Source organism: Vibrio crassostreae, assembly GCF_024347415.1.
GTDB lineage: Bacteria > Pseudomonadota > Gammaproteobacteria > Enterobacterales > Vibrionaceae > Vibrio > Vibrio crassostreae.
This window is the reverse complement of the sequence record NZ_AP025476.1, coordinates 1,001,098-1,016,267: the sequence shown is the minus strand read 5'-3', so window position 1 is coordinate 1,016,267 and position 15,170 is coordinate 1,001,098. Positions and strand designations below refer to the sequence as shown.

The 15,170-nt window shown below is 44.2% G+C and carries 12 protein-coding genes and 1 pseudogene; 4 read left to right on the top strand and 9 right to left on the bottom strand.

The window, feature by feature from the left end; translation table 11 throughout:
- Positions 1-75: 75 nt before the first annotated feature.
- From lon to OC193_RS26010, 5 genes and pseudogenes are all read right to left on the bottom strand, one after another.
- Complete coding sequence (gene lon / locus OC193_RS04700) at positions 76-2,427, bottom strand: endopeptidase La (RefSeq protein ID WP_019824784.1); 2,352 nt, start codon at positions 2,425-2,427, stop codon at positions 76-78.
- 132 nt (positions 2,428-2,559) lie between these two features.
- Positions 2,560-3,840 (bottom strand): ATP-dependent protease ATP-binding subunit ClpX, encoded by a 1,281-nt coding sequence (clpX, locus tag OC193_RS04695; protein ID WP_009847283.1) that lies wholly within the window; start codon positions 3,838-3,840, stop codon positions 2,560-2,562.
- An 81-nt stretch (positions 3,841-3,921) separates the two neighbouring features.
- Positions 3,922-4,548 (bottom strand): ATP-dependent Clp endopeptidase proteolytic subunit ClpP, encoded by a 627-nt coding sequence (gene clpP / locus OC193_RS04690; protein ID WP_004736080.1) that lies wholly within the window; start codon positions 4,546-4,548, stop codon positions 3,922-3,924.
- Between the two features lie 105 nt (positions 4,549-4,653).
- Positions 4,654-5,952, bottom strand: coding sequence for a trigger factor (tig, locus tag OC193_RS04685; RefSeq protein WP_017106221.1), 1,299 nt, complete (start codon positions 5,950-5,952; stop codon positions 4,654-4,656).
- A gap of 294 nt (positions 5,953-6,246) precedes the next feature.
- Positions 6,247-6,429, bottom strand: a pseudogene (locus OC193_RS26010) (hypothetical protein); the annotation flags it as partial.
- A 163-nt stretch (positions 6,430-6,592) separates the two neighbouring features.
- Here OC193_RS26010 and OC193_RS04680 point away from each other — a divergent pair.
- The 3 genes from OC193_RS04680 to OC193_RS04670 all read left to right on the top strand — a co-directional run bounded on the left by OC193_RS04680 (position 6,593) and on the right by OC193_RS04670 (position 10,127).
- Positions 6,593-8,413, top strand: coding sequence for a sensor histidine kinase (locus tag OC193_RS04680; protein WP_048664258.1), 1,821 nt, complete (start codon positions 6,593-6,595; stop codon positions 8,411-8,413).
- 29 nt (positions 8,414-8,442) lie between these two features.
- Positions 8,443-9,789: a sigma-54-dependent transcriptional regulator gene (locus OC193_RS04675; RefSeq protein ID WP_048664260.1), complete on the top strand. Its 1,347-nt coding sequence runs from the start codon at positions 8,443-8,445 to the stop codon at positions 9,787-9,789.
- Positions 9,790-9,944: 155 nt separating this feature from the next.
- Positions 9,945-10,127 (top strand): hypothetical protein, encoded by a 183-nt coding sequence (locus tag OC193_RS04670; protein ID WP_017106218.1) that lies wholly within the window; start codon positions 9,945-9,947, stop codon positions 10,125-10,127.
- Positions 10,128-10,201: 74 nt separating this feature from the next.
- Here OC193_RS04670 and OC193_RS04665 read toward each other — a convergent pair whose 3' ends face one another.
- The 3 genes from OC193_RS04665 to OC193_RS04655 form a co-directional block, all read right to left on the bottom strand.
- A complete protein-coding gene (locus OC193_RS04665; RefSeq protein WP_048661477.1) occupies positions 10,202-11,563 on the bottom strand; it encodes a TRAP transporter large permease in 1,362 nt (453 codons plus the stop codon).
- 2 nt (positions 11,564-11,565) lie between these two features.
- Entirely contained in the window at positions 11,566-12,321 is a 756-nt protein-coding gene (locus OC193_RS04660) for a TRAP transporter small permease (protein WP_048664262.1), read from the bottom strand.
- A 64-nt stretch (positions 12,322-12,385) separates the two neighbouring features.
- Positions 12,386-13,381: a TRAP transporter substrate-binding protein gene (locus tag OC193_RS04655; protein ID WP_048661479.1), complete on the bottom strand. Its 996-nt coding sequence runs from the start codon at positions 13,379-13,381 to the stop codon at positions 12,386-12,388.
- Between the two features lie 356 nt (positions 13,382-13,737).
- Between OC193_RS04655 and OC193_RS04650 the strand changes: the two genes are divergently transcribed.
- The gene (locus tag OC193_RS04650; protein ID WP_048661480.1) at positions 13,738-14,145 is read left to right on the top strand and encodes a thioesterase family protein; all 408 of its coding nucleotides are present in this window, start codon (positions 13,738-13,740) and stop codon (positions 14,143-14,145) included.
- Between the two features lie 20 nt (positions 14,146-14,165).
- Here the strand turns inward: OC193_RS04650 and OC193_RS04645 are convergent, their stop codons facing one another.
- Positions 14,166-14,993 (bottom strand): 4'-phosphopantetheinyl transferase family protein, encoded by an 828-nt coding sequence (locus OC193_RS04645; RefSeq protein ID WP_048664303.1) that lies wholly within the window; start codon positions 14,991-14,993, stop codon positions 14,166-14,168.
- Positions 14,994-15,170 lie beyond the last annotated feature (177 nt).

Below are 15,170 nucleotides of genomic sequence, written 5' to 3'. Positions count from 1 at the left end.
AGCGTCCAAAAAAAACGCTGACAAGCCTTTTCGGGCCTATCAGCGTAATTCTTTACTTATTTTTGCTATGCATCACTATTTTTTCACGTCAAACTCGACCCCTGACGGATCTCGTTCTAGCGCTACTTTGAGTACTTCATCAATCCACTGAACCGGGATCACCTTCAAGTCAGCGATTACGTTGTCTGGAATCTCTTCCAAATCACGCTCGTTGTCTTTAGGAATCAGTACAGTTTTGATGCCACCACGGTGTGCTGCAAGCAGTTTTTCTTTCAAGCCACCGATAGGTAAAACTTCACCACGAAGGGTAATTTCACCTGTCATACCGACCTCAGCTTTAACAGGGTTACCCGTCAAGCTAGACACTAATGCAGTACACATTGCGATACCCGCACTCGGGCCATCTTTCGGTGTAGCACCTTCTGGTACGTGAACGTGAATATCGCGTTTCTCATAGAAATCTGAGTTAATACCCAGTTTTTCTGCACGAGAACGAACCACGGTCATTGCCGCTTGAATCGATTCTTTCATCACATCACCAAGTGAACCGGTTTGCGTTAGCTTACCTTTACCCGGCATTGCTTCAGTTTCGATAGTCAGTAGATCACCACCAACTTGAGTCCAAGCTAAACCAGTCACTTGACCAATACGGTTACTTTCATCCGCTTTACCGAAGTCATGACGTTGAACGCCTAAGTACTCTTTCAGGTTATCAATATTAACCGTTACAGACTTAAGGTCGCTGTCTAGCAAGATGTTCTTCACTGCTTTACGACAGATCTTAGAGATTTCACGCTCTAGGCTACGTACACCCGCTTCACGCGTGTAGTAACGGATAATGCCGATGATTGCAGAGTCTTCAATCTCAATTTCATGAGGCTTAAGACCGTTGCGTTGAACTTGCTTGTCCAATAGGTGGCTCTTAGCGATGTTCAGCTTTTCATCTTCTGTGTAACCAGACAGGCGAATCACTTCCATACGGTCCAATAGTGGGCCTGGGATGTCCATCGAGTTAGACGTTGCAACGAACATCACATCAGATAGATCGTAATCGACTTCTAGGTAGTGATCGTTAAATGCGTTGTTTTGTTCTGGATCTAGTACTTCTAGAAGCGCTGAAGATGGGTCGCCACGCATATCAGAAGACATCTTATCGATTTCATCTAATAGGAACAGTGGGTTCTTAACGCCAACTTTAGACATCTTCTGGATTAATTTACCCGGAAGTGAACCGATGTACGTACGACGGTGACCACGAATCTCAGCTTCATCACGAACGCCACCTAGTGCCATACGTGTGTACTTACGACCCGTTGCCGCAGCAATCGAACGACCTAGTGAGGTTTTACCAACACCAGGAGGACCTACAAGACAAAGGATTGGACCTTTTAGCTTGTTGATACGATTTTGTACTGCCAAGTACTCAAGAATACGTTCTTTAACACGCTCTAAGCCGTAGTGATCTTCGTTTAAGATCTCTTCCGCTTTAGCTAAATTCTTTTTAACTTTTGAACGCTTAGCCCAAGGAACACCAACCATCCAATCAATGTAGCTACGTACTACTGTTGCTTCAGCAGACATTGGCGACATCATTTTCAGTTTTTGAAGTTCTTGCTCAGTTTTTTCACGAGCTTCTTGAGGCATCTTAGAATCTTCGATCTTCTTCTTCAGAGTCTCGAATTCATCAGGTGCGTCGTCCATCTCGCCAAGTTCTTTCTGAATCGCTTTCATTTGCTCATTCAGGTAGTACTCACGCTGAGATTTTTCCATCTGCTTCTTAACGCGGCCACGGATGCGTTTTTCAACTTGCAGGATGTCAATTTCTGACTCCATTTGGCCCATCAAGAATTCCAGACGTTCTGTCACATCTAAGATTTCTAGAACGTGCTGCTTGTCTACCAACTTAAGTGGCATGTGCGCAGCAATCGTATCAGCAAGGCGAGCTGCCTCATCAATACCGTTCAGAGAGGTCAGAACCTCTGGTGGAATCTTTTTGTTTAGCTTAATAAAGCCTTCGAATTGGTTGATCGCACTACGAACAACCACTTCTTGTTCTTTTTCGTCAAGTTCTGAGGTAACAACGTATTCGGCGTCCGCTAAGAAGAATTCACTTTCTTTGAATTGGTGAATCTTTGCACGCTGCTGACCTTCAACAAGTACTTTAACCGTACCATCAGGGAGCTTGAGTAACTGAAGAATAGTAGCGACTGTACCTACGTTAAATAGGTCGTCGATTGAAGGCTCATCAGTGTCCGCTTCTTTCTGCGCTACAAGTAGTACTTGTTTGTTAGCTTCCATTGCCGATTCAAGGCATGTAATCGATTTTTCACGACCAACAAACAATGGAATAACCATGTGTGGGTAAACCACTACATCACGTAGAGGTAGCACGGGGATTTCGATACGCTCGGAACGTTCCAAGTTCATATATTTCTCTCTTCCGCTTTAACTTATAAAGCAGTATATGGGGCTTAAACGACTGGATTCAATGGAAGAATAAAAAAAAGGAGGTAATTGCTTACCTCCTTTTTCAATTTGAGTGACTTGTCTAAAAAAGACCTACTCTGCAACAGCTGCTTGGTTATCTGAGTTGCTGTAAATCAATAGTGGTTCTGACTCACCATTAATTACCGACTCATCAATCACAACCTTGCTTACATCAGTTGAAGATGGCAGTTCGTACATAGTTTCTAGTAGAACACCCTCCAAGATAGAACGTAGACCACGAGCGCCTGTTTTACGGTTCATTGCTTTCTTAGCAATTGCACGTAGGGCGTCTTCACGGAATTCTAATTCTGTATCCTCAAGCTCAAATAATGCTGCGTACTGTTTTGTCAGTGCATTCTTTGGCTCACATAGGATTTGGATTAGCGCTTCTTCATCAAGCTCTGTCAGTGTTGTTGTCACAGGTAGACGACCAATGAATTCTGGAATCAGACCATACTTCACTAGATCTTCAGGTTCTACTTGAGTGAACAATTCACCGATAGTTTTGGTTTCGTCTTTTGAACGCACTTCTGCGCCAAAGCCGATACCTGAACCTGTTTCTACACGTTGTTCAATCACTTTATCTAGGCCTGCAAACGCACCACCACAGATAAATAGGATCTTAGACGTGTCCACTTGCAAGAACTCTTGCTGTGGATGCTTACGACCACCTTGAGGTGGAACTGAAGCAACTGTACCTTCAACAAGTTTTAGTAGAGCTTGCTGTACACCTTCACCAGACACGTCACGCGTGATTGATGGGTTTTCAGCTTTACGAGAAATCTTGTCGATTTCATCGATGTAAACAATGCCGCGTTCCGCTTTGGCTACGTCGTAATCACATTTCTGAAGCAACTTCTGGATGATGTTTTCAACATCTTCGCCCACGTAACCCGCTTCGGTTAGTGTTGTTGCATCAGCCATAGTGAAAGGAACGTCTAGGAAACGAGCCAATGTTTCAGCAAGTAGTGTTTTACCACTACCAGTAGGACCGATAAGAAGAATGTTACTCTTACCTAGCTCTACGCCTTCAGCTGTCGTGTCACCATTACGTAAACGCTTGTAGTGGTTATAAACTGCAACTGCTAGCACTTTCTTCGCGTATTCTTGACCGATTACATAGTCGTCAAGATGCTCACGAATCTCACGCGGCGTTGGCAGCGATTCCGATTCTTTTTTAGGAAGAACATCTTTAATTTCTTCACGAATAATGTCGTTACAAAGATCGACACATTCATCACAAATGTAAACAGAAGGACCTGCGATTAACTTGCGAACTTCGTGTTGGCTTTTGCCACAGAAAGAGCAGTAAAGCAGTTTACCGCTACCACCCTCTTTGCTTTTATCTGTCATTCGCTAACCTCTTAGCCTTAACTCTCTATGCTTGAGTGTATATCAATTTGAATCACTTTGCGTTAAACAATTGCCCTGCAATTATTGACCGCGGTGATTAAGAACTGAATCCACTAAGCCGTATTCTACTGCTTGATCAGCAGACATGAAGTTATCACGATCTGTATCGCGCTCAACAACTTCTAGAGGCTGCCCCGTGTGCTCTGCCAATAGTTTGTTTAGCTTTTGTTTGATCGTTAGGATCTCTTGCGCGTGAATTTGAATATCAGACGCTTGGCCTTGGAAGCCGCCAAGTGGCTGGTGAATCATTACACGTGAGTTTGGAAGCACGTGACGCTTACCAGGAGTACCACCCGCTAGTAAGAATGCACCCATAGAGCAAGCTTGACCCATACATACTGTGCTCACGTTTGGCTTGATGAACTGCATTGTGTCGTAGATAGACATGCCTGCTGTTACGCTACCGCCAGGTGAGTTGATGTAAAGATAGATATCTTTGTCTGGGTTTTCTGATTCCAAGAAAAGCAGTTGAGCCACGACAAGATTTGCCATGTGGTCTTCCACTTGACCTGTTAAGAAAATGATACGTTCTTTTAATAGACGAGAATAAATATCGTAAGAACGTTCACCACGGGAAGTCTGTTCAACCACCATAGGAACTAGTGCGTCCATAATCGATGGCATTGTATTTTTTTCTTGGTAGCTCATATTCTTATGTCCCTAAAATAAATGGCCCGAATGATTAAATCATACGGACCATTGTTAGCAGAATTGTTGACCGTACGTCAACCTTCTACGTCAGATATTACTATATTAAGCAGGTTGCTGATTCATTAGCTCGTTGAAGCTAACTTCTTTATCAGAAACTTGAGCTTTAGCGATGATTGCATCAATAGCTTGCTCTTCTAGAGCAACATTGCGCATGTTGTTCATCATTTGCTCGTTTTGCTCGTAGTAAGCAATAACTTCTGTTGGATCTTCGTATGCTGTAGCCATCTCTTCGATGATAGCTTTAACTTTCTCGTCGTCAGCTTTTAGCTCTTCAGTCTTGATTACTTCACCAAGAAGAAGACCTACAACTACGCGACGTTTAGCTTGCTCTTCGAACAGCTCACGTGGAAGTTGGTCAGCAGCTTCAGTGTTGCCACCGAAACGTTGAGCAGCTTGTTGACGTAGAACACCGATTTCTTGATCGATAAGAGCAGAAGGTACGTCGATGTTGTTTTCGTTAACTAGACCGTCGATAGCTTGCTCTTTGATGCGGTTCTTAACAGCTTGCTTAAGCTCACGCTCCATGTTCTTACGAACTTCAGCTTTAAGACCTTCAACGCCGTCAGCAGCACCGAACTTAGAAACGAATTCTTCGTTTAGTTCTGGAAGTTCACGAGCTTCAACTTTGTTCAGCTTGATAGAGAACTTAGCTGCTTTACCTTTTAGGTTTTCAGCGTGGTAATCTTCTGGGAAGTTTACGTCGATTTCGAATTCCATACCTGCTGTTTTACCAACGATACCGTCTTCGAAGCCAGGGATCATGCGACCAGCGCCCATCTCTAGTGGGAAGTTCTCAGCTTTGCCGCCTTCAAACTCTTCACCGTCGATAGAACCAACGAAGTCGATAGTTGCACGAGAACCAGCGTCAGCAGCAGCTTCAACTTCAGTCCAAGTCGCTTGTTGCTTACGTAGAGTTTCGATCATCTCTTCAACGTCAGCTTCTTTAACTTCTACTGCTGGTTTCTCAACAGTGATGTTTTCTAGACCTTTCAGCTCAACTTCTGGGTAAACTTCAAAAGTTGCGTTGAATACTAGGTCAGCGCCTTCGTTGTTTTCAACTGGTGCGAAAGTTGGAGCGCCAGCTGGGTTGATTTTCTCTTTAACGATCGCTTCGATGAAGTGACGTTGCATTACTTCGCCCATCACGTCTTGACGTACTGCTTTGCCGTACATTTTAGCAACCATCTTCATTGGCACTTTGCCTTTACGGAAACCATCGAAACGACGGTTTTTCGCGATGTTGCGTAGTTCAGCTGTAACTGCATCTTCGATGTTAGCAGCAGGAACAGTAATATTAAGACGGCGCTCTAGGCCTTCTAGCGTTTCAACAGTAACTTGCATTATATAAACCTCAAAACTGGCTCAGTAATCTGAGCATATGAGCCGTAACTTAGCTTTAATTCAAAAGCCGACGTTGTTGGCTGCATCCTTGTGTAGTGCTCTATCCGAACACCTAATTTAAAATCGAGCATTGATGTCTGAATTGATTATTCAACCAAACACCAGACTAATCAGCGATATCTTCGTTCTTCACACGTCGATTAAAACGCAATAAAGCTTGTTTTCAGAAACAAGAAAGGTATCTCCGATTAGCCTCAGGACAGAAATTTTAGACGCGACATTCTAGCGATCTGTTTAATCTCTGTCGAGCCGTTCACCTCTGCATGATGATGAATGCTCTAAATTCGTCCAACTAAGTGATACAAAAACGATCAAATCATCACTTAGCACAACAGAAATGGGGACAATAGCGACTTTTTCAAGGGAATCGAGGGCTTTTTTTGCTAAAAACCTTAAAAAGAGATCTTGCTCTTGTTTTACCCCTCAGAGTCGATAACTTTTTCAACAATCCCCGTTACAAACCCTTAACCTACACCCATCTGTTCACTCTCTGCTTTCAGCAAAAACTACCGCTATTTGCTACCATAAACGAGAGAAGACAGGCTTGATTGTTTACCAAAGAAATTAGCGGAGAGCCTTCATGTTTCAAGCTTTTAGAATCCCAATACTATTAATGGTCACATACAGTTTACTGATGGTGTTTGGCGGTCATTGGGTGTGGAGCACAAGCCATGAAAGTTTGTTAAATGATCATCAATCTAAGCTAGACCGTTTTTCAGTTCATATTTCAAGTCAATTGGACAAGTTCGCGCACATTCCAGAACTGCTTTCAAAAGACAAAGAGCTGGTCGATGCCCTGCACTCTCCAAGTAACTCTGCGCAAATCGAACTCACTAATCGTTATCTAGAGCACGTAAACTCGGTGATTCAAGCATCCGACACCTACCTACTAGACAGTATCGGTACCACCATCGCAGCCAGTAATTGGAATCAACCGCGTTCTTTTATTCGTCGTAATTTTGCTTTCCGCCCTTACTTTCAAGAAGCGATTCTTGGCAATGAAAATCAATATTTTGCGCTAGGATCAACTTCTGGGAAGCGAGGCTATTATTATTCTTACCCCGTCTCCTATGCCGCCGAGATTATTGGCGTCATTGTTGTAAAGATGGATTTATCGCTGATTGAAGCAAGTTGGAAAGGCAAACAGAGTTTTTTTGTTGCTGACGATAAAGACCAAATCGTATTTATGTCGAGTAACCCTGAATGGCTGTTCAAAAGCCTTCAACCACTAAGCGAAGAACAGCACTCTCAAATTCAAGAAAGCAGACAGTATCTCGATACAAAAATAGAAAGCCTACACTTCTCCGGTGATTTCGAGAGCGCTACTAGCAATATTGAGTCTCAGCACAAGCTCGTCCAAGAACAGTTCTTTAGCTCCTCTCGCTTCTTAGCCGAGCCAAAACTCACCATACGGGTATTTTCTCCGACCCACTTAGTTTGGTGGGACTTAGTTGCTTACCTTGTGGTTCTGAGCCTTATCTTTGCGATTATTTATCTCACAATGCAGCTCAACCACCATCGACAACAAAGACGCGCTCAGATAGATAGGCTGCAATCCGAAGCCAAGCAAAAACTCGAATTTCAAGTACTCGAACGCACATCAGAGCTGCATGTCGAAATTAAACATCGTATCGAAACAGAACATGTATTGAGGCAAACCCAAGACGAACTCATCCAAGCCGCCAAACTGGCGGTGCTAGGGCAGATGTCAGCGAGCATCAGTCACGAGCTAAATAACCCGCTCGCAGCGATTCGCAGTTATGCCGACAATGGCCGACTGTTTCTTGCCAAAGAAAAAACCGATCGTGTCGATGACAATCTATCGCGAATCTCGGCACTCACTGATCGCATGGCGAAAATCAGCCACCAGCTTCGCTCCTTTGCAAAGAAATCCACCGCGGAAGAACTGCACACCTTGCAAATACTCCCTGTCTTACATTCATCGAAAGAGCTAATGAAGCCACAGCTCAAGAGTGAACGAGTTAAGGTCAACGAACTCCCTGAAATCTTTGATGCTTGCGTGCTCGCCAACGCTATTCAACTGGAACAGGTGATCATTAACCTGCTGACTAATGCGATTCAGGCGATGGAACAACAAGATGATAAACAATTAGCTATTCTGTTAGAGATTAGGGAGTCCGACCATCAACAAGCCCAGACCTTGCTGATTCATGTCGATGATAATGGTCCCGGCTTCACCTCCCCTTCGAACGGACACTTTTTTGAACCCTTCCATACCACCAAGAAAAACGGACTTGGACTTGGGCTATCGATTTCTCAACAAATAATCAGCGGAATAAATGGCAAGCTCGTTACAGGAAGCAGCCCCCAAGGTGGTGCTCGATTTAGTATAGAGTTACCCCTTGTTGAACAAGAACAGCAAGCAAAAACGCAGCAATAACCAGAATACAAAGAAGTAAAGGAATCACTATGTGTCACGTCTATTTCATTGATGATGAATCCGATCTAAGAATGGCGATTGAACAGAGCTTCGAGCTCGCCGACATTGATGCCGAATTCTTTCCCGATGCGGAGTCAGCTCTGCTCGCGATTCAAGAAAACGGCTTGCCTCACGTGATCATCACTGATATCTGTTTACCGGGTCTGTCTGGGCATGATCTGCTCAACACCGTGATGCACAAAGACAAAGAGATCCCCGTAATTATGATTACTGGTCACGGCGATATTTCGATGGCCGTTCAAGCAATCCAATACGGCGCCTATGACTTCATCGAAAAGCCGTTCGCCAATGAGCGCCTAATCGAAACCACCAAGCGAGCGATAGAAAAACGTCAACTAACCCTCGAGAACCTTGAGTTAAAACGTTCACTCAAGGCCAGCCAAGCGCTTGGCCCAAGGATCATTGGTGACACACAATCAATGACAGAACTGCGGTCTATCATCACTCACGTTGCCGACACCAACGCCGATATTTTGTTATTTGGCGAAACTGGCACAGGCAAAGAATTAGTTGCACGTTCTCTACATGAACAAAGCAGCAGACGAGAACAAAACTTCGTCGCGGTCAACTGCGGCGCTGTCCCTGAAAACCTGATTGAGAGTGAACTGTACGGCCATGAAAAAGGCGCATTCACTGGCGCAGAAAGCAAGCGAGTGGGTAAATTTGAATTTGCTCAAGGCGGAACTCTATTCTTAGATGAAATTGAGTCCATGCCGATGCAAGCACAAATTCGCCTGTTGCGCGTCTTGCAAGAGCGAGTCATCGAAAGGGTTGGATCTAATGGTTTAGTCCCTCTGGACATTCGAGTGATTGCGGCCACTAAAGTCGACTTAAAGAAAGCCGCTGAAGAAGGCACTTTCCGCCAAGATCTCTATTATCGACTTAACGTTGTGACCTTAGACTTGCCGCCGTTAAGAAGCAGACAAGAAGACATCCCAGCCCTGTTCCATCACTTCTTACTGGTTGCTGCGGCGCGTTATGGCAAGACAGCCCCAGCCCTTCCACAAAAGGAACTGCACGCACTTTTGGCTCATGATTGGCCAGGGAATGTACGTGAGCTACGTAACAGCGCTGAACGCTTCATCTTACTCGGAAAACTAGCTCAATTGGGGGATGGTGCGAACTCAGAGATCCATTCAGACGCCAGTATTAGCCTATCGGACCAAGTGTCAGAGTTCGAAAAAGCAGTGATCGAGCGCGCGTTGATTGAGAATGAAGGGAGTATAAAATTAACCATGTCTCAATTAAATGTCCCAAGAAAAACGCTTTACGACAAAATGCAACGCTATCAAATCGACAAAGATAATTTTAAGTAAACAATAGATTTTGAAGTAAAAATTAAGCTACGAAATAAAAGAATCAACAACGAAACAAAACGCAAAGCGCAACTTGATCTGAATGTCTATCGAAACTGGCAGAGATAAGATTCCTCTTCCATAATTCATATGTCGACTTTAAGGATAAGTTGCATATGAACGAAAAAACGACCATTCCTGTCATTGTAGATACAGTGCTTATTGATGACCATTATGAAGTAGAAAGAAGATCTGGGCGCGATCGAAGAAAGAAAAAACTGCGCTGGAAAGGCTATGACAGACGCATAAGCGGTACTTTACGGCGCGGGAAAAAGAAAGCGATAGATGAAAAAGTATAACTCTTCATCTATCGCTGTTATCTCGATTGATAATAAAACCGTTCGTTAGATTAGCCGTGTATCTAAACAACCCACTACTTGGTAATGATCTCCGGCCCCATCAAGGTGGTTGGTAACCATGTTGACACCCAAGGCACGTAAGTGACGATAATCAAGAACAAGAACATTACGCCTACCCAAGGCAGTGCGGCTTTTACCACGTTCATCATCGACATCTTCGCGACACCTGCGGTCACAAACAAATTGAGCCCGACAGGCGGCGTTATCATCCCTATCTCCATGTTCACCACCATCATGATACCTAAGTGAATTGGGTCGATACCGAGTGCAATGGCAATTGGGAATACCAACGGCGCTACGATTATCAGCAAACCTGATGGCTCCATGAACTGCCCACCAATCAAGAGTAGAACGTTCACCACAATCAAGAAGGTGATCGGTCCTAAGCCAGCAGAAAGCATAGACTCAGTGATCATTTGAGGAATACGCTCTTCTGTCAGTACATGCTTAAGAATCAACGCGTTGGCAATAATAAACAGCAGCATGATAGTCAGCTTACCCGCATCATAGAGCGTGTCTTTGGTGTCTTTGTGACAAAAGGTTTGGAACACTTTCACCAGCGCAGGCTTGGTATTGTTCTTGTCAGCGAAAGGTCCCATATCTTTATAGATAAAGTTGGCAATAAAGAATGCGTAAACCGCTGCTACAGCCGCCGCTTCTGTTGGTGTAAAGATTCCGCCATAGATACCACCCAGAATGATGACAATCAGTAGCAAGCCCCAACTCGCATCTTTCGCTGCTGCGAACATCTCGCCCCAACCCACAAACGGCTGTGCCGGAATCTTCTTAATACGTGCCGCAATGTAGATAGCTATCATCAACATCACGCCCGCCAACAGGCCAGGAATCACACCGCCTAGGAACATACGACCTACCGATACATCGGTCGCCGCAGCGTAAACCACCATCACGATTGACGGTGGAATCAAAATACCCAAGGTACCTGCGTTACAGATAACCCCTGCAGCAAATTCTTTTGTGTAGCCGTTTTTGATCATACCTGCGATAACAATACTACCGATCGCCACTACCGTTGCAGGAGATGAACCAGAAAGGGCTGCGAACATCATACATGCCACAACCGATGCCATAGCCAAACCGCCGCGGAACCAACCCACCATCGCGATAGCAAAACGAATAATCCGCTTCGCCACACCACCCGTAGACATGAAGCTAGAGGCCAAGATAAAGAAAGGAATCGCTAAGAGTGTGTAGTGGCCTGCAAATGCATTAAACAGCGTTTGTGCGACTGAAGCTAATGACGCATCTGAATGCATCAATAAGAATATTACGCTCGATAAACCGAGGGAAATTGCAATTGGTACACCGACCAACATGAAAGCAATTACCATTAAAAATAGAAATAACATTGCCATGATTAGTCTTCCTTACCGTTAAATTTTGTACCCGACTCGTTCGCTTTGTTCTGCTTAGTCGAATCCAATACTGCTGTCGCGTCTTCATCAGAACCCGCTAACACATCAGCTTTCAAGGCATCCAGCTCTTCTTCGGCTTCGTGTCCTGCAATCATACGGTCAAGCTTGCCTGTTACGACTTGGTAAGCAACTTGAGCAAAACGGAACGTCAGCATTGCCATACCAATCGGCAACGCCATATAAGGAATAAAACGTGGCAGTTTCTCGTATCGCTCTCCTTCATTCAGCCAGTCAGCAAGAAACTGAAGCATCTCTGGCATTGGAATATCGTCGGTCTCGTACCATGCGCGATCGGTCGCGAATGGGTACCAATAATTCCAAGAGCCGATAAGAAGTAAGATTGAAAATGCTAGGCAGCTTGTCACGGCGATTAGCGCGTACACTTTGCGTAGCTTTTCTGGGGCAAGGTTGATGATCACATCAACACCAATGTGGAAATGTTTTTTAACACCATAAGATGCGCCGACCAACACCATCCAAGCAAACATGAACACCGTCAATTCCAGTGCCCATAATATGTTGTCATTGAATGCGTATCGAAATACCACATTGGCAAAAGTAAGTAGCGTCATTGCGCCAAGGAAAAATGCGATTAATGACTCTTCAATCACATCCGTAACTCTTCCGACTTTGGAAAAAAGAGAGGTTTCCAGTGCTGATTCGCTAGAATTTGGTTGTTCCATTTGAGGCTTTTCCATAATTGACTCCGCTTATAATTGTTTTAATAAGGAGTGACGAATACTCGCCACTCCCTTAGCGGTATTATTGGTTTGAAGCTAACGCTGCATCGATAAGATCTGAACCGATGTCTTTTTCAAACTTCTTCCATACAGGTTGAAGCGCAACTACCCATGCTTCACGCTGTTCAGGCGTAAGTGTACGAACCTCACCACCAGCTTCGATGATGTTGTTTTTGTTCGCTAGGTTAACTTTTGAAGATTCTGCGTTACGCGTCTCAGACACTTCCTGAACGATAGTACCAAGCTGTGTGCGTACATCTTCAGGTAGGTCTTTCCAGAAGTCGTTTGACGTTACCACTAGGTAATCCAAGATACCGTGATTGGTTTCAGTCACGCCGTCTTGTACTTCAAAGAACTTCTTACCGTAGATGTTTGACCATGTGTTCTCTTGGCCATCGATAACCTTGGTTTGCAGGCCACCGTACACTTCTTTGAAAGACATCTTCTGTGGGTTAGCGCCTAGTTGTTCAAACTGAGCTACCAAAACGTCTGATGCTTGCACACGGAATTTCAAACCTTTTGCATCTTCAGGGCTGATAAGAGGTTTGTTCGCCGACATTTGTTTCATGCCGTTGTGCCAGAATGCTAAGCCTTGAAGACCACGACGCTTCATCGCATTCTTAAGTTTTTCACCAGATTCTGAGTTTTGGAAACGGTCGACGGCTTCTACGTCTTCAAATAGGAAAGGAAGGTCAAAAATGCGGTATTTCTTAGTGAATTTCTCAAATTTAGACAGCGAAGGTGCCGCCATTTGAACATCACCATTTAACAGGGCTTCCAGTACCTTATTATCATCGTAAAGTGTCGAGTTAGGGAAAACTTGCATACAAGCTTTACCATTCATTTCAGTGTTTACTCGCTCTTCTAGTAGAGAAGCGGCAATGCCTTTCGGGTGCTTATCGGTATTGGTTACGTGACTGAATTTAATCACGATTTCACCAGGGTCACAGTTTGCAGCAGCATTAAAACTTGTGAGCGCCAGAGCAGATACAGACAGCAGGGTAAGAGGCTTAAACATTATTATTCTCCTTAGTAAACAAAGCAGCCCTTCAATGGGAACTGCGTGCTTTCACTAAGGCAATTAGCGCGCCACATTAACACAAACTATTAACAAGCCTTTAACCATAAGGCTTCATCAGTTCTATCTGCAGTAGTCGCGAACTCGCGGTAAGAGTTAATGGGTGGAAAATGACACATAGAATATTTGTAAATGGGTGGAAGCTGACCAATGTATTAGTAATGAATAAGGCCGAATGAGGTCTGACCAAAAGCTCGATAGTCGATGATGCCTTGAAGTAATTTCGACCTATCCTGTAAAGTGCTGCACAACTTAGTCAGATTTACTGATCCACTACTTACCAAGAGTTGCTACCAATGAGTCAGGTCTACCATCACCCAGTACAAATTTACTATGAAGATACCGATCACTCAGGTGTGGTTTATCACCCTAACTTTCTTAAATACTTCGAGCGTGCGCGCGAACATGTCTTGGGCAGCGATAAACTGGCGACCTTGTGGAATGAGCACGGATTAGGTTTTGCGGTGTATAAAGCCAACATGACTTTCCAAGATGGGGTTGAGTTCGCTGAGATTTGCGATATCAGAACCTCTTTTGAACTCGATGGAAAATACAAAACGCTATGGCGACAAGAAGTGTGGCGCAAAGATGCCACTAAGCCTGCTGTGATTGGTGATATTGAAATGGTCTGCCTTGATAAAGACAAGCAACTTCAGCCTGTACCCGCTGAAGTATTAAAAGCGATGCTTGGCGAAACGAGCTAACTTCACCTCACCAAGCTAGCTTAAAAGAGATGAGATGATGGAAAGGTTCTCATCTCTATCTGCATCGGTAGCAAATTTCCGCCGAGCGTAACCGCAAAGCGATACTGCTCATCCAACCGCCCTAAGCAACATTGCCAATCTGTAGAAATATCGGTTTGCTCAGTAACATCCAACCCAACTCCACTGTATATGCTGATTTCACCATGAAATCTAATTTCATCCTGCAACTTTGGTTGAAAATTCGAAGGGTGAATTGGCAATGTTTGCTCCGTCAGATTGGAGAAATCAAACGAAAAGCTTCGCAACGATGTGGCTAGCCCCCTGCCCATCGCTTTGATATACGACTCCTTCAGCGCCCATAGATCGAAAAAGCGCTCTCTCTGCAGCTCTTTACTAAGTTTAAGTAAATCCGCCAATTCCTTATCTGAAAAATAGTGCTTCATGATCGAATCGATATTGGTCGAGCTTCTTGCATGTTCGATATCGACACCCAGTTGAACTCGCTTCCCTTCTCTCTGGCAAACCGCGACTAACAAATGTTCTTTGCTATGACTGATATTGAAATTTAACCCCGTCTTGAGTTGCTGTTCGGCGACTAAACTTGGCTTTCCTTTCTCACCATATTCAAACCGCCACGCTTCAGGCATTAAATCAGAATAGCTCGACAACACCTTTCTTAGGTAGTTACGAACATACAGAGCTTGAACTTGAGATGAGGGCACTCGATAACGCTCGACTTTCGCTATTTCATCGGCCGTAAGTGTCTGTTTGAGGTGTGACTTACTGCCGATATCATCACGCAAATCACTCAAAGAACATAGCCACAAATCAACCACTGGGTTTTCCAATTTACTCACGCTCACTTCTTCAAACCACTTATCAAAAAAACATCAAAACGAACAAATTTAACTCACCTATGATTTGAGATAAACATAGAGAATCTGCGCAGGAAACACCCTTCATATAGGGACTTAAAACTAACTTTTAAAATAATAACAAATTAAAACACAGATCACACTCCACCT

Excerpts from the sequence above, each read along its gene's own strand:
- OC193_RS04665 (WP_048661477.1), bottom strand. The coding sequence starts at position 11,563 with ATGGCAATGTTATTTCTATTTTTAATGGTAATTGCTTTCATGTTGGTC.
- OC193_RS04680 (WP_048664258.1), top strand. The coding sequence starts at position 6,593 with ATGTTTCAAGCTTTTAGAATCCCAATACTATTAATGGTCACATACAGT.
- OC193_RS04655 (WP_048661479.1), bottom strand. The coding sequence starts at position 13,381 with ATGTTTAAGCCTCTTACCCTGCTGTCTGTATCTGCTCTGGCGCTCACA.
- OC193_RS04670 (WP_017106218.1), top strand. The coding sequence starts at position 9,945 with ATGAACGAAAAAACGACCATTCCTGTCATTGTAGATACAGTGCTTATT.
- OC193_RS04650 (WP_048661480.1), top strand. The coding sequence starts at position 13,738 with ATGAGTCAGGTCTACCATCACCCAGTACAAATTTACTATGAAGATACC.
- OC193_RS04675 (WP_048664260.1), top strand. The coding sequence starts at position 8,443 with ATGTGTCACGTCTATTTCATTGATGATGAATCCGATCTAAGAATGGCG.
- OC193_RS04660 (WP_048664262.1), bottom strand. The coding sequence starts at position 12,321 with ATGGAAAAGCCTCAAATGGAACAACCAAATTCTAGCGAATCAGCACTG.
- lon (WP_019824784.1), bottom strand. The coding sequence starts at position 2,427 with ATGAACTTGGAACGTTCCGAGCGTATCGAAATCCCCGTGCTACCTCTA.
- clpX (WP_009847283.1), bottom strand. The coding sequence starts at position 3,840 with ATGACAGATAAAAGCAAAGAGGGTGGTAGCGGTAAACTGCTTTACTGC.
- tig (WP_017106221.1), bottom strand. The coding sequence starts at position 5,952 with ATGCAAGTTACTGTTGAAACGCTAGAAGGCCTAGAGCGCCGTCTTAAT.
- clpP (WP_004736080.1), bottom strand. The coding sequence starts at position 4,548 with ATGAGCTACCAAGAAAAAAATACAATGCCATCGATTATGGACGCACTA.